The sequence below is a fragment of the Phocaeicola sp. GP0067 genome (genome assembly GCF_031119655.1).
GTDB lineage: Bacteria > Bacteroidota > Bacteroidia > Bacteroidales > Bacteroidaceae > Phocaeicola > Phocaeicola vulgatus.
The window spans coordinates 51,481-70,122 of sequence record NZ_JAVHZY010000003.1; the positions used below are offsets into that span (position 1 = coordinate 51,481).

At 52.8% G+C, this 18,642-nt stretch carries 16 protein-coding genes; 1 reads left to right on the forward strand and 15 read right to left on the reverse strand.

Annotation, left to right across the window (positions count from 1 at the left end):
- Window positions 1-13: 13 nt before the first annotated feature.
- Both RE317_RS03395 and RE317_RS03400 read right to left on the reverse strand, forming a co-directional pair.
- The gene (locus RE317_RS03395; protein ID WP_303266153.1) at window positions 14-1,765 is read right to left on the reverse strand and encodes a PHP domain-containing protein; all 1,752 of its coding nucleotides are present in this window, start codon (window positions 1,763-1,765) and stop codon (window positions 14-16) included.
- Window positions 1,762-2,802 (reverse strand): toprim domain-containing protein, encoded by a 1,041-nt coding sequence (locus RE317_RS03400; RefSeq protein WP_303266154.1) that lies wholly within the window; start codon window positions 2,800-2,802, stop codon window positions 1,762-1,764. The genes RE317_RS03395 and RE317_RS03400 overlap by 4 nt, the downstream gene beginning before the upstream one ends.
- A gap of 684 nt (window positions 2,803-3,486) precedes the next feature.
- Between RE317_RS03400 and RE317_RS03405 the strand changes: the two genes are divergently transcribed.
- The gene (locus tag RE317_RS03405) at window positions 3,487-4,014 is read left to right on the forward strand and encodes a hypothetical protein (RefSeq protein ID WP_303266155.1); all 528 of its coding nucleotides are present in this window, start codon (window positions 3,487-3,489) and stop codon (window positions 4,012-4,014) included.
- Window positions 4,015-4,210: 196 nt separating this feature from the next.
- On the opposite strand, the gene RE317_RS03410 is transcribed toward RE317_RS03405, so the two are convergent.
- The 13 genes from RE317_RS03410 to RE317_RS03470 form a co-directional block, all read right to left on the reverse strand.
- The gene (locus RE317_RS03410) at window positions 4,211-5,566 is read right to left on the reverse strand and encodes a DnaB-like helicase C-terminal domain-containing protein (protein WP_048698842.1); all 1,356 of its coding nucleotides are present in this window, start codon (window positions 5,564-5,566) and stop codon (window positions 4,211-4,213) included.
- A complete protein-coding gene (locus RE317_RS03415; RefSeq protein WP_217723405.1) occupies window positions 5,563-6,180 on the reverse strand; it encodes a hypothetical protein in 618 nt (205 codons plus the stop codon). Before RE317_RS03415 ends, RE317_RS03410 begins: the two co-directional genes overlap by 4 nt.
- Window positions 6,158-6,814 carry an RNA polymerase sigma factor gene (locus RE317_RS03420; RefSeq protein WP_230297049.1) on the reverse strand — a complete coding sequence of 219 codons (657 nt, stop codon included), beginning with the start codon at window positions 6,812-6,814 and terminating at the stop codon, window positions 6,158-6,160. The genes RE317_RS03415 and RE317_RS03420 overlap by 23 nt, the downstream gene beginning before the upstream one ends.
- Window positions 6,815-6,956: 142 nt before the next feature.
- On the reverse strand, window positions 6,957-7,097 hold the full coding sequence (locus tag RE317_RS03425) for a hypothetical protein (protein WP_303266156.1): 141 nt from the start codon (window positions 7,095-7,097) through the stop codon (window positions 6,957-6,959).
- Between the two features lie 261 nt (window positions 7,098-7,358).
- Entirely contained in the window at window positions 7,359-9,683 is a 2,325-nt protein-coding gene (locus RE317_RS03430; protein ID WP_303266157.1) for an AAA family ATPase, read from the reverse strand.
- A complete protein-coding gene (locus tag RE317_RS03435; RefSeq protein WP_303266158.1) occupies window positions 9,671-10,738 on the reverse strand; it encodes a metallophosphoesterase in 1,068 nt (355 codons plus the stop codon). Before RE317_RS03435 ends, RE317_RS03430 begins: the two co-directional genes overlap by 13 nt.
- Window positions 10,739-10,810: 72 nt before the next feature.
- On the reverse strand, window positions 10,811-12,070 hold the full coding sequence (locus RE317_RS03440) for a hypothetical protein (RefSeq protein WP_303266159.1): 1,260 nt from the start codon (window positions 12,068-12,070) through the stop codon (window positions 10,811-10,813).
- A gap of 278 nt (window positions 12,071-12,348) precedes the next feature.
- Window positions 12,349-12,843, reverse strand: coding sequence for a hypothetical protein (locus tag RE317_RS03445; RefSeq protein WP_303266160.1), 495 nt, complete (start codon window positions 12,841-12,843; stop codon window positions 12,349-12,351).
- 114 nt (window positions 12,844-12,957) lie between these two features.
- On the reverse strand, window positions 12,958-15,540 hold the full coding sequence (locus RE317_RS03450) for a hypothetical protein (protein ID WP_303266161.1): 2,583 nt from the start codon (window positions 15,538-15,540) through the stop codon (window positions 12,958-12,960).
- Window positions 15,537-16,103: a hypothetical protein gene (locus tag RE317_RS03455; protein ID WP_101602752.1), complete on the reverse strand. Its 567-nt coding sequence runs from the start codon at window positions 16,101-16,103 to the stop codon at window positions 15,537-15,539. The genes RE317_RS03450 and RE317_RS03455 overlap by 4 nt, the downstream gene beginning before the upstream one ends.
- Complete coding sequence (locus RE317_RS03460; RefSeq protein ID WP_303266162.1) at window positions 16,093-16,986, reverse strand: hypothetical protein; 894 nt, start codon at window positions 16,984-16,986, stop codon at window positions 16,093-16,095. The genes RE317_RS03455 and RE317_RS03460 overlap by 11 nt, the downstream gene beginning before the upstream one ends.
- Window positions 16,986-17,915, reverse strand: coding sequence for a hypothetical protein (locus tag RE317_RS03465; protein ID WP_303266163.1), 930 nt, complete (start codon window positions 17,913-17,915; stop codon window positions 16,986-16,988). The genes RE317_RS03460 and RE317_RS03465 overlap by 1 nt, the downstream gene beginning before the upstream one ends.
- Window positions 17,908-18,609 (reverse strand): hypothetical protein, encoded by a 702-nt coding sequence (locus RE317_RS03470; RefSeq protein ID WP_254887638.1) that lies wholly within the window; start codon window positions 18,607-18,609, stop codon window positions 17,908-17,910. Before RE317_RS03470 ends, RE317_RS03465 begins: the two co-directional genes overlap by 8 nt.
- Between the last annotated feature and the right edge of the window lie 33 nt (window positions 18,610-18,642).

The window sequence follows — 18,642 nt, forward strand, 5'->3', positions numbered from 1 at the left end:
AAGGTCGCAGCCGTCATAGGGACGGCGGTGTTCGTAAGTCGGATTCATGGGTTTCGAGTTCCTTTAAGTTCCACAAACAATCTCGGCGGTCAAAAAGAATTTCGTCACCGCAAATCAATTCACCGGCATATATTGTTTTTTCTTCCCCGCCGCGGAGAATCCTCAAACGGGCATCCGCACAGAGACGATAAATTTTATTTTCAGATTGTATCTCCACATATTGTTCGCCTTTGTTAAGCGTAATGTCCGGAGCCAGTACCGTTATCTCGTCTTTCCAAACCAGTCCGCAGCGTTCCGGAACAAGAAAACGTGAGAAAATCAGGTCGTATTTCAGCGGGTCGATGGAGGTAATACCCAACAGGTAGGAGACCAACGATCCGCCGGCGGAGCCACGCCCGATACCGGTTGCAATACCCCGGCGGTGCGCCTCACGCACCATGTCCCACTGTACAAGAAAATAATCCACGTTGTCGGTTGACTCGATGATATAGACTTCCTCGTCCAGCCGTTTCCGGTAGCGTTCCATATCCGGAACTTTTCGTTTCAACCCTTCATCAAGCAGCCGGAGAAACATCGTGCGGCGATTGCCGTACCGTTCCACTTCTTCGGGACGCATACGGTATTCGGGCATGAACATCCGTCCGGTCTCGAACACGGCTTCCGCCCGTTCTGCAATCTCCACCGTAGGGCGGCACATACGCCCGAACAGGGCATCGAAGTCCCATTTCTCGGAGAAAAGCGGACGGAGCGTGTCATATAGTTCATCCGCCGTTTTGAAATATTGTTCCCCGCTTTGTTCATGTGCGGCTCCTGCAGCAATTTTGTTCACTATAATTTTGGAAGCGGCATCATCTTTATCCATGTAATAGCAATCCGGAAGGAGGATCGGTTCTACTGTAAACAGATCCCTCCCGGTATCATAGCAATTACAGAAATAATATTTAAGGGCTTCCAGCTGCTCCCGGTCAATACGGTCCGCCTTATATTCGTTGGCGTCTATCTGGTAATAAACCGCTTCGGACCCTTTCCGGATCCGTTCCACCTGCTTAGGGTGTCCGGCCATCCAATAGACAGATCGGGTGGCAAAGACCGGTACACACCCTGCGGCATACATCAGCAGCTGTTCATAACGGATTGTATTGTTTTCCGAAACCACCATCACGGCGGACTGGATGCGCAGCAGGTTGTGGAGCCCCTCATTGTTCAGGGCATACATTTTCAGGTTTACGGCTTCTTCTTCATGAATCATTGTCAGCGAGTAGCCGAAGATGTGTTTCAGCCCGTTTTTGGCACATTCTTTTTGGAAATTGAGTGTGGCGGCCATTGTATTACGGTCACAAATGCCGACCGCCGTATGTCCTGACCATTTTGCCTTGCGGCATAAATCCTCCAGGGAACCACAGGCGTTCAGCAGTTCGTAAGAAGTATGGACACCAAGATTCACAAACGGAATGTCATGTGCCGGAGGCCCGGGACGGCCGATGTATTTCAACAGATTGAAACGGAATTCTTCCCGAAGGTCGTAATAGTACCAGTTATATCCGAACGGAAAAGCCACATGGTAGATTCCCTCCTCCATCAATACTGCCGGATTCTCCATCAGATTGAAGACAAGTTTATCGCCGTCACTGCGGAAAATGGATTCCACACCTGACAGGTCAGCCGTGAACAGCCGTCCGAACCCGGGTATGTCCACCACCTCCGTGTCAACCGGTATATAAGAAATCCGTTGTGTATCAAGCCATGCGAGCAGTTCCTGTATCATCTTTCCTGTACTTTTTTGAGTTTGTATTCAAGGACAGACAGCAAACGGTAGGCAAAGATGCCGTAGACCTCCGTTTCCGCCAGTTCTTCCCAGTCTTTATCGGCATCCGCTATGTCTGCGATGAACACCTCGAAGTAGGGCCTCAGCCGTTCCGCAGCCCGTTTGACCGCCTCGACGGCATCACCGTCATATCCAATAACCACAGTCCTCACGCCCTTCGATTGCAGCTTGTAAATCTGCACATCGGAAATTTTCTTTCCGAAAGTCGCTACGGCGGCAATATGCGGGTTGTCGTAAAGTTCAAGTTTTCGCGTCAGCGCGATGACGTCAAAAACGCCCTCTGCAACGATGACCGTATCGGTACCGTCCTTACGGACGACATCATAGTTGTAAAGAAGTTTGGAAAAATCGTTTTCTGTGGAATTCCGATAACGAAGTATCTTGTATTCACCTTTGTATTTCGTTTTGCGGTTGTAGGTGTCTATCGCCTCTTTTGGCCAGATATGGCGTGAAACATATCCGACAACCATACCGCAGTCGATGACCGGGAAAGTTACATAGTCGGCATACCGCGGATTGAGCCTGCCGGTTATCCCGACCGGGAAATACTCGTAATCGTCGAAACAGAAACCGCGCCGCTGCAAATACGGATGCCGGAAAGTGCGCTTGTAAAAGTCCGGCAATTCGACCGGCACCAGTTCGTCGTCTATCTCTTCCGCCTCGTCCTCCTCCAGCAGGTGCAGGTTCAGCGGTGCCGAGATGTCTGTTGTTTCGGAAACCATCAGGTCCATGCGTCCGATAGCCGCCAATAACTGTGCAAGTGTACGGGTGGACGCCCCGCAGGAGAAACAGTGTGCCATGAACGGTCTGTGTCGGACGTTTTCCTTACCGATATAGATACCGAACTTACCACCCTGCTTGCCGCAGAACGGACAGCGCGGAACGATAAGGTTCTTGCCGCTCCCGTCCCGCTTGGCTCCCGTCTCACGGGTTATCTCCGAAACCAGATATTGATATTCCTGTACAGACAGTTCCATATAAAAGGTATAGCTGGAGTACAAGGGCTAAAGTTTAAAAACGCCTCATAAATTTCATACTGTCTTGATACGCTTTCTCAAGACGGAAATGGGTATCGCACACTACCGCAACAGGAGAGGGAGCCTCCATGCCTTAAAAGGCAGGACAAAAACCTGCCCGCATGTCGTGGCGGGTGCTGGTGCGGATAACAAGGGGGGCAGTGGGAACAGGCCTTCTCCCGAGCAGAGGTTCATGGCAGGATACCGCGAACTTATCCGACGAAAGGGGATATAATAGAGGAAATCCCCATGTATTATCAAAAAAAATCCGTACAATAAGAACCTGCCGGCAGACTCCGCACGAAAGGACGGACAAAAGCCCGGCAAGATTTCACGTCTGCCCCAAGGACATACAGACTGTACCGAAATCCGGAAAGACCTCAGGGAGATTCCATGAGTGGCTCTTTCCATGATTTTTTAGGGAATTTATTTAACCGGTCGGAATAAAATCGCTATATTTCAATTACAAAACGACTGTATTTAATGAAATTTGTTAACAAATAGTATATGAAGACAAACGAGGACTGGTCCGAAATCGTGGATACGCTTCGTCCGTATCTTAATGGGAATTCAGCAAGAGAAAGGCATCTGAGGGATATAGAGAACTGTCTGCGGTTTCTCGGATGGAAAAAGACCAACGGAACGATGAGGTCACACTCCACATCAGACGGGGAGTCCGGTAAACCGGCAATAACCTTGTTGAAACGGGAAGGGGACTCCGGATGGCAGGCGTTTCCCGTCATGACGGAATCCCCGGATGGCATGACATACGCCACGGGGCTGTATATAAGGGAAAACATCCGGCTTTATTACAGACCCGATAGCGGGACAGGCATACCGGTCTGCGTGCTGACGGCGGAATTCAGGGAGGATGACACCAATGGGCCGCTTCTCTGCGCCCTGCTGTCCTATAAGGAGTTCGATTTGAAAAGTGTGGAGAATTTCTGTCTTAGACGCTACAACCTGATGCGTACGGGTGGCAGTTTCCGCCAGTGGGTGGAGGATTTTCTTTCCGGAAGTAGCGGAACGAAGAATATCACCGGCCTGCTCAGGGAAAGATTCATGTCCGAAGGGTTCGAGGAGTCCCTTATCAGGGAGGAACTGGAGAAGCTCGGACTTAGGGTACGCTATGAAAAAGGGCATGCCGTAATCACCCTCCGTTACCCGGAATGAAGCGGTTTCCGGCGGCAGTCCCGTACCGCTATTACCAGCCGGTTACAGAACTCTGTACAGCATGCCTGGCGGGCTGACCGACCGGAAGAACTGGGAGCATAGCCTTCTCTATATGGGGGAGATTGGTCTGCCTTTTGCAGTTCATTTTCACAGGAATAAAACTATCTGCTATTGAACTTTCATTTTGAACGCCTTTTTATTCCCTGTTCAGATTCAGCGTCCTCTGCCCGTCATAGAACACCTCGTTGTCATAGTCCGTCGCTATTTTGATGGTATCGCCCTTTTTGAAAAAGCGGCTCTTGGCCACATGCAGGCGCATCATGTTCTCCTTGCGTTCGGCTGATGACTGGTTGAGCGAAATAAGGTGCGTGCATGGGCGTGCCAGCCCCTTGGCCTCCGAACAGTTGTACTCTGTCAGTACATTCCTTTCGTCATTCAGCCACTCACGGTCTTCAATGGTCGATTGATATGTCACGACCATCCATACCTTTTCGTCCGCCGCCAGGTCCTTGAGGTCATTGGCCACGGCGATACGCTTTGCGCGTTCATGGTCGGCACCCCATGAACGGCGGTTGGCGTCTGTCAGCAGATCCATCGAATCGACGATGACGATGTCCGGATTGTGACCTTTGAGTTTGCGGTATTCCGAGATTCCGTTCTTGATGTCAAGCGTCGATACCTGGGCGTTGAAACGCGGATAACTGCGTACCGTGATGCTGCCGGCATACGATGCCACCAGCTTTTCCAGATGGCGCATCTCCGTATCCGAGATCTTTCCCCGTTCGTAATAATAGGCGTTCTTGGAAACCAGCCCTCCCGAATAGGCGTTCAACGCTTCCTCCTCGGACCCCTCCAGCTGGAAGTGCAGCACATGCAGCCCGTCGTCGATGTCCGCCCTGACACCTATCCATTTGGCGATATGGGATTTCCCCACACCGGTACTGGCAAGAAAGCAGGTCAGTTGCCCCCGCAGGTTGCGCCCGGCATTGAGCGCGTCCAGAAACGGGATATAGAACCGGGACACACGTGGTGATGCCGAGCGTTCCTCTTCCTCCTCACGGCGGCGGTTCCGCTGGAAGCGCTCCGTAAAGGTCTCCGCCACATCAATGAACGAGGTACTCTTCAGTGTAAAGCCCGCCAGCCATTCGGCATACCCGCGCAATGCCTTTTCCGCCTTGTCCTGCTTGTTCTCGTTATACAGTTTTCCCACTTCCGCATAGACCGACTGTAACCGGACACCCTTGATGTAGGACTCCAGCATGTCGATCATCACTTCGGAACTCTGGCCCTCGTCATACTCCCGGAAGGTATCTATCAACTCAATGGCATCGTAATCCTCATGGAAAGTCTGTGCCAGTACGGCATATGACGGCGGTGTCTTGTAGGTTCTGAAATGTGCGGCAATAGCCTCCTGCACCCGTTGGAATGAGCGGTCCGGAAGGTATTCCTTGCGCATGTGGCGGGAAAGGACAGCGCACAGCTGCTCCTGGCACAGCGCCGTGGCATAGAGCTCATACAGGAACTCGGCACTGAGCGGATTGACGGAACTCATGGCTTCACCTCCTCTTTCCACCATGCCTCACAACGAATCCGGTAAAGTTCCGGATAACGCGCCTCTGTTCTACGGCGGCACGGATCCGCTTTCGTACATTTGGAACATGACGGCGAGAAGGGTGTCCACATCAATGTGGAGAGCGCACAGACGAGATAGCCGGCCTCGCTGGAGAGCAGACGCCGTTTGGTAATCTCCTCATATTCCGGGTAAATGAAACGTCCGAAAGGATGCCCGCGGCGGTTCTCCACTGCCTGTGTCAGACTGTCACGTGACAGTCCGAAACCTTTCAGCCACCGGTCTTCCCAATAACGGCGTTCCTTTCCGGAATGAAGATACCGGTCAGCTGCCTTCCGGCCAAACGAATGGGAAATGTTCCACTTTCCACGATAAGAGGGGGCATATCCGGAAAGGGCATACACCTGGCATATGCAGAAATCGGACAGGCGTTCCGGACTGACAGATCCGGCTTCCCGGCACAACAGGTCGAAACATGCCGAAAGCTGTCTGTCCGCCTTTCCTCCGGACGGAAACTGGAAATCCGGCCACACTGCCGCACGGAGCAAGCGTGTAAAAAGCCTCCGGCATCCGTCAATCCACTCTTTTTTCTCCATCACGTGTCAAAAGTTTGCGCAGTTGTGTCTTGGCCAGAAAGAGACGGCTCTTGACCGTCTCCACATTTCTGGTCTGCAATGTTCCGTTGCGGTAAGTTATCTCCATGATTTCTCCGATCTTATAGCCGGCCTGCTGTAAAAGCAGGGCCTCTTTGTAAATCGGCTTGAGCCTGTCCAATGCCCAAAGGATATCATCATTGTAATACTTGTGATAATTATCCATTCCCATGCAGTTCTCTGACGGTTCGTCCTCGCCCGGCAGGGAGGAGGATATTTCCGAGATGTCGATATTGTCATCCGGGGGCATGCGGCTTTTGTTGCGGTTGTTGAGGTCCGCCACAAGCCGCTTGGTCACGGCATAGATCCATGTTTTCACCGGACGCGCCGGATCATAACTGTCCATGTACTTGAAGAAATTAACCAGCGCTTCAAGATAGTTATCCTCTATGTCCTCCTGGTTATAGGTATATTTGATACAAATGCTGTATATCAGATTCTTGTGCGGCATCACATACTTTCTGAGAAGTTCCGCCCTCCGTCTTGCGGATTCATCGTCAGAGGGGACAACCGCAATAAACACATCTTTCTTTTCCACGTTTTCACTGACCGAAAAAAGGTTGATAATGAATCTCATGTCCTAACCTGTCAGCTGCCATTGAGCATCAATTAAAAAAAACGGGCGGAGAGAAGGCTGCCCGGAATCCTGGCAAGTGCCGTTCTACAACCTGTGCCTGCGGATGTAATAATGGAAGAGATGGCAGGCGTCCGCCGCATTGTCATCCACCGGAATGATGCCGTATCTTTCCTTGCATGCCGCCACCATCTGTGCCTTGGTGGCGTGCCTGTCCCCCGTCGCTCATTTCTTGAGCACCGCCGGATTCACAAACTCCGGTTCGGGAAGTCCCAGGCTGTCGCATACTTCGAGCAGGATCCCCCGAAGTTCCGAGAGCCGGTGCATGTCATAGAAATAACGGTTCGCACTTACATCCTCCGCTACGACCCGCCGGATACCATACGCGCGGATAAACGAGACAAGGACGGTACGGAATGCGCCGTGCATCTTGTTGCCGTTACGCTGTCTGCTTTCGGTAAAGTTCTATGTTCCGGCCTCATGCACGGAAAAATACCCGGTATGCGTAGCTATATCCAATACAAGCACCTCTTTCCTGTCCGGGGTACTATTCTCCAATCCTTGATTCGCTATTCTCTTTCACAATTACCAGTTTATGGGGGTAACCTTCCGCAACATTACCGTGGGAGACAACCAGTACGGTACCTCCGAGCGAGTTCAATGCCTCGAACATGGAAGCCAGTCCCGCCTCGTCAACCGCCTCGAGTATCTCATCCAGAACCAGAAGGTCCAGTCCCTTGCCATCATCACAGTTACTGTTCACGAGTTTTTGCATGGCAAGGATGGTTGCGAGGTTCACCCGTGCCGCTTCGCCTGCCGAGAACTTGCCGAACGATCCGCAGTCCATGCCGTCACGCAACAGCGAAATGGAAATCTTCTCCCGGACCTTACCGCTTTTGAGGACGGTATAACCGTCAAAACGGATGCGTATGTCACTGCCGATATTCTGCAGGAACTCGTTTGTTATACGGCTGAGTGCCTCGATTTTTGTATTGGCCAGATAGGTCTTGAACTGTATGAACCGTTCTCTTTGCATCTCCAATGTTCGGAGTTCCGCATCTACGGCGGTCTTCCGTCCCGCCGCTTCGCGGGATTTTTCCCTCACCTCCCGGAGCGTGCTCCGGAGCGTGGATATCAGATTGGATGGCACCGCCTCGTTCAATTCCCTGATAGTGCCTTGCAAAGTGTCAATGGCACAGGCTGCTGCCTGTATATCCTCCTTTTCCGTCCGTATGCTGCGGCTCAGTGAGGCATTACGCTCGACTACAAATCCGAATGTTTCATCGAATACCTTACGGCGTATGCTCTCAATTTCATTTTGCAGTGCGGTAATCCCGGCTGCAATACGCCGGTGTTTGTTTTCCGTCTCTTCCACGTTCCGGGTAGCGTTCCTGACGGAACGTTCATGTCCGGCCAGCTGCTGTTCCCATTCGGTACGTCTGGCCTCCAAGGTACGGCGGCCGTGGTTCAGGCGGCTCTGCTGCAGCTCCACAGAACCGGTCTCCTCCTGTTTGTCTTCGATACGGCCATTAATTTCCGTGAGTTGCCGCTGTCGTAGTTTCAGTTCCCTCATTCCCGCCTCAATGTCAAACTGCGGCTCCGCTATTAGGAAATTATGTCCGCAGGCAGGGCAGGTGACGGAACCGGCCAGTTTGTTTGAGAGCTCGTCAATACCGGCCGAGACTATACGCCGTTTGTGACGCAACTCTTCGATGCATCCTGCAAGATTGCGCAGGCGGATGTCTGTTTCCCTCAGTTTGTCCGCTGCCGTACCGGACTGCTCGTTGTATTCCTCACAGAAGGCGGCATACTTATTTTTGAACTGTTCCCAGTTTTCATTCTCCTCTTCCAGTTCCCGTTCCGCCTGTTTCAAGGAGGTGTCACAATCCGACAGCCCGGAAACGGCCGTCTGCAGCTTCTCTTTTGTCCCGGTGATAATCCCGTTCCAGTCCGTCTGTCTCGCATCGGGGAAGAGGGGCATTATCTCCCGTATCTTTTCCAGACACTCGTCCAGTGCCGTATCCCCCGATTCCAGCGACTGCAGTGCCTCATCCGCCTGCTGAACCGCCACAAGCCGTGTCTCATATCCGGCCACCGTCTCGTGTCCGATGCGTATCTGTTCCCTTTTGGCTGCGATGGTCGCTTCCAGGGAGGCGATGCGCTCCGCGCGGGTACGTCCCCGTTCCGCTCCGGTTTCCTCTTCCTTACGGATCTGCTCCTGTAACATCTCGACACGCCCGTCCAGTCCTGCAAGTTCCAATGCCGCCTGTTGCTTCTTTTCTGAGAGCGGCACGATATCCTCTTCAAGTATGGCAATGGCCTCGTCCACCAGGATACCGTTGGAAAAGCGGTTGATTATCTCCTTTTTTTCCTTGTCCGATGACGAAAGAAAATCCTCATACCGGTATTTGGAGAGAATGAAGTTGTTGAGCAGCTCCTCGCGCGTGATCCCTAACTTTTCAAGGATATAGCGGTTATAGGCATCGACCGAAGGCTGGACAGCCTCGTCTGTCGTCACCTGCGCACCGTTACGGAAAAGTGTGCAACTGACCGTGGATGCCCCTCTGCGTGGAATGCACCGGTTGACAACCAGTTCCTCCGCTGAGTTGCCGTTGCTGAAATGTAATCCGATACGGCACTCCCCGGACGCATCATTTATAATTTCTTCCGACCTTATCTTACGGAGCGGGCTGCCTGTGATACCGACAGCGATACACTCCAGCAGGGCGGATTTGCCCGCACCGTTCGATCTTTGGGACTCATTGTCCCGGTTGTCGCCGAATATCAGTGTCGTAACCCCTTGCCGTAACGTGTATGACAGCGAGCGGAAGGCACAGAGATTCTCAGCTTCTATTTTATTTAATTTCCACATGTCCTGTTATCTATTTTGGATAAATACTCTAATCCGATTGAGACATCTTCAATCTGTTTTTCCCGGCAGAAATCCTCGTAAGTTTCCCGGATACGGCAGCTGTCATACTTTTCAAAGAGCGAAGAGGATGCGACCCCTAACAGTTCCTCGTCATCAGCTATCAGCTCCACCTTCGCCGCCCCGGCTTCCAGCAGCGCGGCCTTGTCAACCGACTTCATCGCAGCTGCCGGCGCGTGGACACGTACCTTGACCTTGTAGCGGCCGTCAGCCTCCGTCTCGCGCAACTCGTCCATAAGGTGCAGTCCGGCACGTTCCACCGGCACATCCACCACACGGTAGCGCATGTTCACCCGGTTTTTGATAAACTCGTGTGTGCCGTCGGTATAAAGCACCGTATATCCTTTTTCCTCATCCTCGCCGAAGTTGTGCTGACGGGAGGCCCCGATGTATTCGATACGGGTTTGTGGAATGACGGTCCGGTTATGGTAATGGCCGACAAAAACTTTATCAAACGGGAGAAAAATCCTGGCGGGCAATTCTTTCTCCGATGGTTGCGCCAATGCCCCGTTTATACCTTCGTGTATATAAAGAAAATGTTTCTTTTCCTCTGAAAGCGCTTTCTCTTCCAACTGTTCGAGCCTTTCGATAAACGATCCGTCCTCCGGAAAATAACTCATCAGATGAAGCGCGAACTCCCAGCCGGGACGCGACAGGGTCAGGAAGTCATCCACTACCGTCACATCCGGATGGCAGTCAAAGACATGGCAGTAACCTCTAACGGATTCCTGGTTCACGAGATCATGATTCCCCTCGGCGAGCGTGACATGGATGCCCGCACGTGAGGTTTCCAGCAGGGCGTCATGTACTGCCAGCAGCACGTCAAGTGTCTGTGCCGCACGTGAAAAGAACAGGTCGCCTCCGACGGCGATTTCGCTGATACCCCATTTCCTGCAGAGCTCCACGGCCTCCTGCCAGTTGGCCTGAAATGCAGGGATGTTGTCTTTTGAGACATGGATATCATTCAACAACAATATGCAAGGTTTGCTCTCTTCCATGAATGTGTGTGATTAAGACGGGAGGCATGGACGCCTCCCGCTGGGTTAAAACTCAAAGACTTATAAAAGGGGTTATCTGCGACGGCGGGGACGCTCGGCACGCTCCTCCGTTTCCGCAAGCCGGTGTTCCTCCTCCCTGGGAGCGTCCTCCGGTGTGTCTGTGGGTTTCGGACCTTCCATCTCACTCTCAATCAGTTCGAGCAGTTCCCGGTTGCTTGTCGAGCGGGTGACACGGACGGACAACGCTTCCTGTTCAATGTAGCTGCGTATCATTGCACGCAGCTCCTGTCCCTCCTCGGTCTTGTCACCGAGGTCCTGCCGCCTGAGCTCGTCATAATATTCAAGAAGATCGTCCAGGGAAATTCCTGTCCCGTCCTGGACATTGTCCTTGTTGTCCTTCGTACGGCGGTCGAACGAGAAGGAGGAGGTATCTTCTTTCGGCAGTTCGTCGGATAACTGCTGTATGACCTCTTTCATCTCGTCCGTTTCCATAAGCCGCATGCCGTAAATGCCGTCGCACTGTTTAAGGAATTCAACGGTGGCACCCAGATGATAACGGGTATAGCGGTAAATGATTTCCGGAATACGGGGTGCTCCCAGCAAGGCGGTCAGCTCCTCCCTGGTCAGAGGTTCAGGGTCGGATTCATTGTCGATGGAAAACAGGTATTCGGTCTTGGCCCCGTTACGCCGTTTTTCTATTTCCACGGGATAGGCGTCGTACACCGATGAAACCGGACACGGATAAGACGGGTTCTTGGCCAGCTTCTTACTCCAGAGTTTGAACTTCCGCTCGTCCAGATCCTTGAACTGGGCGTGCGAGAGGGTCATCATCTGTACTCCCTTGGCACGCTCGCCCAGGTCAAAGATATAGAGGCAGTGCCCGTAGTTGTACTTCAAGCCGCCACCGAACGAACCGCCGGCGATTTTTTCTGCCAGTTTCTCATCCCCGGCCTCTTTTGCGGCTTCTACGGCCAGACGCCGGTAAGTTTCGATGGGATCGACACTGTATCCGGCATCGGTGGCGCGGGTGACGGTGACATACATCTTCTGGGGCTTGTTTCCGGTTGTGGGCTTTTCCAGTTCCAGCAGCAACTGGTGAACCGGATACTCATAACCGGGCCGGGCCGGTGAACCGTCCGGATTGGGGGCGATGGGAAGGACACGCAGACGGTAGGTCCCGAATTTGTCCATGCGGAAGAATTCCGTGCGGGCGAACGCCCTGTTCTCTTCCTGGGCACGCTGCTGTGCCTCCTGATACGATTCCTGGACACCGAGGAACATCTCCTCGACAGACATGCCTTCCATGCCGTTGTTCTTTTCTTCTTCTTGCATAAACGCTTGGTTTTATGGATTAAAAATGCCCGAAGAGTGCGACACGGCAGGCCCGTATCGCAAAGAAACTGGTTACAGGACAGACGGGTTCGGTTGCACCGTCCGTATTCACTTGACAATATAGGGAGAGGATATCCCGCCGGCCGTATCCTGGCCGGATACTCATTTTACAATATGGAAAGGTCTTGCAGCGACTGTGGAATACAAAGTTAGACAAATGCTCCCGAACAGCCATACATGCATATGAATGTTTGCGCCAGCCATTGTCCGTCAATGCATTACCGTTTCATTTTAAGTATGTTTTTAATCTCCCTGGGCAGTTTGTCACTGCCCGGCCCATTCCGTCTTTCAAAGAGCAGCTTCCTGCGGTTTTGACGGATATACTCTTCCGTCTTGCGACGGCGTATGCCCTCGTAATAGGTTTTACGTCCGGGCGTAAGCCGTTTGCCCCGCCGGCAGTAAACCCCGTTCCGGCGGTATTCATCCAGATAGCGGCTGAATTTCGCCTTTCTGAACGAAGGGTCTTTCGACGCCTCCGCAACCAGTTCGATGACATGCCAGTTCGGCTCGAAAGGCTGTTGCCGGTCATACAGCCTGCGGAGCAGATGGTAAACCACCGGCATCTCATAACGGAGCATGAACCCTATCCGGGTCTGGTCGAAGGGGAAACGTTTAAACGTCCCCTGCGGTCTTCCGTCTTCTCGCTTTCGGGGATTCGTTCCCCGGAAAGACGGTTTCTTCTGTGGCTGCCGCCGGATCCTTTTCTGTTTCATGATACTGTTGGCTGTTGTCGGGTGAAATATTCTCTCGGGCGGGAACGGACCTGCGTTCCGCAATTCTGCGGCGACTTTCGATGTCACCGTTTACATTCATCTTCTGTTTCATGGCTATACGAAATATGTAAAGTTGAGTTCCACATTGGCATTGTACATACCGCGCTCATAAAGCTGTATCCTTCGCGAGCCGCCGTAAATGGTGAACGATACCCCACGGTTGTACTTATGGTCATCATTCCAGTCAGTGGCGGTGCAGCGCACACTGTACCGGGGTGGTTGTATTTTGTTGGGGATGACCGCCACGATACCTCCCCAGTTGTTTCCGTCCCTGTTGGCCGTATTGACGGCACCCTGTATGGAAACGATGTTCCCGATTTGGCGGACGAAGAGCGACTGTGTGTTGGTACCCGATCCGCTGTTCTCCATCTGTACCCATCCTGTATCCGCAAGCAACGGCTGATACTCCTCGGCATAAGCAGCTCCGAGAGCACGGCAGGCCTGCCGTCTGGCCTCCGCCGTTGGCAGCAGAAGGTCGGACAGCTTGCTGTCCCGGCGCAGGTAATCCCTGACAATCTCATTCTTGGAGAGTACGTTCAACTTGCCCTGCAGGAACTGTTGTGCCTCCGAGGTGCTCTTTCCCTGCCGGACTAAAAAATTGATATAATCCTGGAACAGATTCTCAAGGGTGGCGAAACGGGCGTCGGCACCCGCCTTTGTATAGAGGTCCAGGTTCGTGGCGACGGTCTCCTTTTCGGAAGCGCTGTAGCCTCCCAACAGCCGGTCAGCCTTCTTTTTGAGTTCCCCCACTACCTGTGAGGTCATCACATACCCCTCGACCTGTGCGTGTGAGGTGCCGTTACTGTCGGTATATGCAAAAGAACCGGTGGTAATGGCCTGTAATTTATCCCGAAGCCCGGCCGTGAAGACAATGCCTTGATAGGCAGAGTCCGTACCGAGCTTGCCGGCCATCATCGTGTCTATATCTGTCTTGGAATAGACTTCAAGATTTTTCCGGGCCTTGTTCTTGTCAGAAAGGTCTGAAAGATTCGACAGCTTGGCAAGTTTCAACTCTCCGGTACCTTTCCTTTCGGCATCAAGGGTGTCCCTCACGGCTGCCTGCTTTTCCGCTTTCAAAGCGGCGGCCTCTTCTGCCGGAAGCCTGTTGATCTCTTCAGCGGTCAGACGTACCAGTTCTTTCAACCCTTCGGAGGTCTTCAGGAAGACTTCGCCGGCTTCCGTTTTGGAATAGACGTCGAGATTCTTCCGGGCGGCGGATTTGTCCATGATATCGGATAGGTTCTCATCGGCTGAAAGCTTCATTTTCAGTGCGGCACGGACAGCCCCCGCCGTAACATAGCCGTCACCGCCTCCCGTAAGCTCCCCGGTGGTGATGGCCGCAAGTTTCTTTTTGTATTCGGTGGTGAAATCCTCGGTGGAAAGCTGCTTTCCCTTGACGGCATCCACTTTCTTCGACATCTCCCCGGCAAAGGCCGTGACGCTCACATAGGTGTCCGATACGGATTTCCCGTTGATCTTAAGCGTGCCGAGCACATCCACCGAGCCGGAAGGGGCAAGCACAATATCTCCCAATGTGTTCCGCAGGATAAAGCGGTAATCGTCCGTGGTATCAAAACCTGCCATTGCGAGCACGGAGGCGGCACTGTCCCGCCAGGTGACCAGATTGGTGAGCCTGGCGTTGTCTTTCGTATAGGAGGTATTCTGAAGGTCGATCCCACGTCCGGCATTCTGCACGACGAATAGCCCGCCCGTACGTACGGTGGCGGTACGGCCGGCTACTTCCAGGACCGGGCTGCTTCCGGATTTCCCGTCATGTACGGCAAAGTTGCGGTATCTTGTTCCGCCTCCCTGCGCACCGTAATAATTGATACGGACACAGCCCTCATCTGTCGTATCCGAAGTGTTATAGATATCGGAACCTTTGATACGGATTGCCCCGATACGGGCGCTATCGCCCAGTGAGGTACCGTAAGAGATCCCGTCTTCCGTTATACGTACCAGTTCCTTGCCCTGCTTCATGAAACTGAAGCCGCCGTCTGTACGGATGATAATTTCATTGACCGGCAATCCGTTCAGATAAGCGCCAAGCGAGATGCCGCCGTCAGTTTTGACGACACCTTTGAGCATATAGCCGTTTTCCCCGCTGACAGAAACGGCGGTTCTGGAATTGATTTCTTTCTGTCCGGTAAGGGTGCCGGCCAGTACCAGGTCCTTCTTGACGGTCTGCCGAGTGAAAGGCGTGTCCAGCAGTACGGCATAACGCCCGAAGAATCTATCAATAAAACGGGGGGCATAACTTTCTGTAACTTCAATGCTTACAGGTAATTTACCCGTAACAGGATCGGTCGTTTCAGGTATGGCCTTCGCTCCGGCACACAGGTAGCAAGTACGTCCGCGTTTGTTGACATCATTGGCATAGACCACCGACTCATGCCTGTTGGCCTCGTAAATATAATAAGGATAGACGGCATCAGCGGCTCCCTCAAAACGGCGGACCTTACCGCCGAGCCACACATATCCCGGTGAGATACGGGGACCGTCCGGTTCGCAGCCCGAGATGATGAAATCCGAACAGTTGTCAAAAACGGCGCTCATGCTGAGGGCAAGTTCCTGCAGGTTCAGGATGTCGTCGGAATAAGTGTACCGTCCGCCGGTCTCTGCGATATATTCTTTCATTGTCCTGTATTCTTGTTAGGTGTATATTCTTCTTCGTCAATCCTGATCAGATAGGTCTTGCCGGCCGTCTTGTAAGTATTCACCACATAGGAGAGCATATAGACCAGCTCGTGCGGTGATATGGTGACGGGCGGGACACAGACCACAAAGCTGACCTTGTTGATAAGTTTCTCCTCTATCAGCAGGTAGAACGGACGGGGCCGCTCCGCATCATTATCTGATATGATCTGTTCCCCATTGTACCAGATGGTACAGGGACGCTGGTATTCCGCACCCTCATGGTAGAGGTCCACACCGACACTCTCACTGTCCCTGATAAGGATACGGTCCTTGCCGTCCCTGATGTATTTGCCGAACTTGTAGTTCAGAAACCATTCGAAGTAGATTACCTGGGAAGTCATCCGTGCCCGGATATGCATCTCTTTCGTGAAATCACGGAACCGCTCATTGGTGCATTGCAACGGATAAAGGCAGCTCTGCACGAACAGGATGAACCTGCGTCCCGACAGGTAATGCGGAACCAGGCGGTTCACGGTACGGTCTATGGACAGCTTATATCTCATGGTTTTCTATTTTTAAAATGATGGCTTCACGGAAATTTGGCAGCCCGTCCTCCTCATCCTTCCCGGAGGACTCCTTCAGATATCCTGATGCGGTATAAGCCATACGGGCAATGCGTTGTGGCGGCTGTATATGGCCGTCGGTGTCATGGCTGGCGATGAAAACCCCTTGTTCGGGAACGGCATGCCCGTCGATATGGACATCGGTCACATGCTTTGCCCGCCGTATGGCATCCGTCAGGCGGGAAACGTAGACGGCGGCATCGAAATCGATATCCATCATGTAGGCATTCAACTGCTCTTCAATGGAGTCGTACACTTCTGATTCGGGTATGGCCCCGTCATGAAAGACCGTAAGGCGGGGAATCAGCACGTCGCCCTTGGTTGAGATGACCTCCACGCGTGTACCGGCGAATTTCAATTTGTTGATATAGGCGTTGATGGGCGCCAGTTCTTTCGGGGGTATGGCGGAAAGGCTGCCTTTTGCACCGGTAGCCACTTTCAGGATAAGTTTACTGTCCAGGTTCTGGTCGTCTGTGCTCTCCATATAGGAAACTTGCGTGACGATGCGTTTGGTCTCGTCGATATTGGCATAGCCGAAGGCCAGACCGTCTTCCCGTACCGTCAGCTCATCTCCCTGCTGATACTGCAACAGGGAGTTGGCATAATAGGCGGGAGTACCGTTGATGCGTCCGTTAATGGCTTCGGAAATATCCACGGCAAAGACATCCAGCAGGGATTCGAAACTGTATATGACAGCGGCCACTACCCACAGGATTCCGTTCATGACGGACATTTTGGAATCACTGGCGAACTCTGTCAGTTCCAGCCGCCGGTTCCGTTCCGCTATGGCCTCGTTGTATATTTCCTTTATTGTACGGCTCATTACACTGTATAGATTTTATTGTTGATGATAAATTCCCACGCTCCACCTTCGTTCCAGCTTTCCTCATGCAGAATGACCCATACCGCCTCCATGCCCGATGTGATACGGTAACGTCCGGTCGTTTCATCCCGCCCGGGTTCCTTATAAGTTCCCGTCGGGGCTGTCGGCAATGTCATGCGGCAATTACGTCTGTTTCCGTAATGCTCCACAATGCTTGTCAGGTATTTGTCTATGACGGCCGGCTTTATCCGCGCTCCGGACAGGTCGAGCTCCATCAGGTTATGGCACCCGGCAAGCGGAACGAGGTTGTCCGTCATTATCCCCGAGAGATCGATCCGGTAAGTTCCGGACAAAATCCCGAAGCTGTCCAATGCGGGTGTGCAGTTCCGAAGGGTCAGCTCCTCCACGTGCAGCGGACGGAGTAAAACAACGGACGAAGGTTGCAGCCCGCTCCAATCCATATACCGGAATTCCGCATCGGTAAACCAGCGGATCTTGCGGCTCCGGCGCACCCGCCTGTCAAAAGTATGGCGCAGCGTGCATGGCGTATGGCCAAGAATGACGGTCTCCACAGCACTGTCGTCTCCCCAGTCAACTTCCAGCGTCCCCGTTCCTGACACCTTGCACTCTGCGGAGACCAATGTCGGCGGGAGCAGGAAGGCTGCCGTGAACGGACCGGTGAAATATTTGGGATAGACGTGCCGCTCCCCATTGGAGGGGACGATGCCGTGCATTTCGTTATAGGCGACCACGTCGGCATTGATGACAAAGCCGTCGGTATATGTCAGTTCCTGTCCGGAACAGAGTTCTGTTTCCAGCGAGAGGGCAGGATTGTTGACCAGCAGGTCCACGATTCCCTCGACACTTCCATACAGGTGCAGGGCTACATCATAGATGTTCTGTCCTGCAACGACGCGGTAACTACCCATGGCTGTCCTCCTTCTCCTCGGTTTCCAGGAACAGTTCTCCTGTCACCGAATCTATATAGGCATTCCTGATGATGATTTTGTCGGAAGTAAATTCAGTCTGCAGTTTGGCGGCGAGCCCGTTGTTCTCCATATTGGAATGCAGGAAGTCAATCAGCCCCACACCGGTGGTCGGATGCTGGTATAAGTTTCCGGCGGCGGCTTTCAAAAGGAAAGTTTCGTTCTGCACCTTAGAGGCGCCAATACCAAAATCCGTCTCTTCCCCGCTGTAAATGAGCAGGCAGTCCTCCTCGAGCAGCAGGTTATAGATCCCTTCATCGTTCAAGGCATAAAGCGAGGCGGGGGTGACCGTCTCCCTTGTCCCGTTTTCGTTCTCTCTCATGACGGGAAACCAATGCCTGCCGTCAACTGCACCACGTACATATCCGACACCCCCCGAACCGCTTTTCATGGCGATACGCACTTTCAGCAGGCGTATGTCTGCTACATAGGGAATACGGATATGGATACCCCTTGCATCACTGTATGATGCAAGGAAATCTACCGGTACGGCTATCTCCCCGTAACGGCAGGCCGCATTGTCGGCACCCTCCACACTGTCAAACAGGTGGAAGTCGTAGAAGGTTTTTCCGGCAATCTGTCCGGAAGTCTCCACTTCTCCATATTCGGCATCCATTATGATATCTTGTCTGGGCATGTGCTGATACAAAAAATCCCCGGCCATACCAAG

Coding starts and splice junctions, on each gene's coding strand:
- RE317_RS03395 (WP_303266153.1), bottom strand. CDS start 1,765: ATGATACAGGAACTGCTCGCATGGCTTGATACACAACGGATTTCTTAT.
- RE317_RS03400 (WP_303266154.1), bottom strand. CDS start 2,802: ATGGAACTGTCTGTACAGGAATATCAATATCTGGTTTCGGAGATAACC.
- RE317_RS03405 (WP_303266155.1), top strand. CDS start 3,487: ATGAGGTCACACTCCACATCAGACGGGGAGTCCGGTAAACCGGCAATA.
- RE317_RS03410 (WP_048698842.1), bottom strand. CDS start 5,566: ATGAGTTCCGTCAATCCGCTCAGTGCCGAGTTCCTGTATGAGCTCTAT.
- RE317_RS03415 (WP_217723405.1), bottom strand. CDS start 6,180: ATGGAGAAAAAAGAGTGGATTGACGGATGCCGGAGGCTTTTTACACGC.
- RE317_RS03420 (WP_230297049.1), bottom strand. CDS start 6,814: ATGAGATTCATTATCAACCTTTTTTCGGTCAGTGAAAACGTGGAAAAG.
- RE317_RS03425 (WP_303266156.1), bottom strand. CDS start 7,097: ATGCGACAGCCTGGGACTTCCCGAACCGGAGTTTGTGAATCCGGCGGT.
- RE317_RS03430 (WP_303266157.1), bottom strand. CDS start 9,683: ATGTGGAAATTAAATAAAATAGAAGCTGAGAATCTCTGTGCCTTCCGC.
- RE317_RS03435 (WP_303266158.1), bottom strand. CDS start 10,738: ATGGAAGAGAGCAAACCTTGCATATTGTTGTTGAATGATATCCATGTC.
- RE317_RS03440 (WP_303266159.1), bottom strand. CDS start 12,070: ATGCAAGAAGAAGAAAAGAACAACGGCATGGAAGGCATGTCTGTCGAG.
- RE317_RS03445 (WP_303266160.1), bottom strand. CDS start 12,843: ATGAAACAGAAAAGGATCCGGCGGCAGCCACAGAAGAAACCGTCTTTC.
- RE317_RS03450 (WP_303266161.1), bottom strand. CDS start 15,540: ATGAAAGAATATATCGCAGAGACCGGCGGACGGTACACTTATTCCGAC.
- RE317_RS03455 (WP_101602752.1), bottom strand. CDS start 16,103: ATGAGATATAAGCTGTCCATAGACCGTACCGTGAACCGCCTGGTTCCG.
- RE317_RS03460 (WP_303266162.1), bottom strand. CDS start 16,986: ATGAGCCGTACAATAAAGGAAATATACAACGAGGCCATAGCGGAACGG.
- RE317_RS03465 (WP_303266163.1), bottom strand. CDS start 17,915: ATGGGTAGTTACCGCGTCGTTGCAGGACAGAACATCTATGATGTAGCC.
- RE317_RS03470 (WP_254887638.1), bottom strand. CDS start 18,609: ATGCCCAGACAAGATATCATAATGGATGCCGAATATGGAGAAGTGGAG.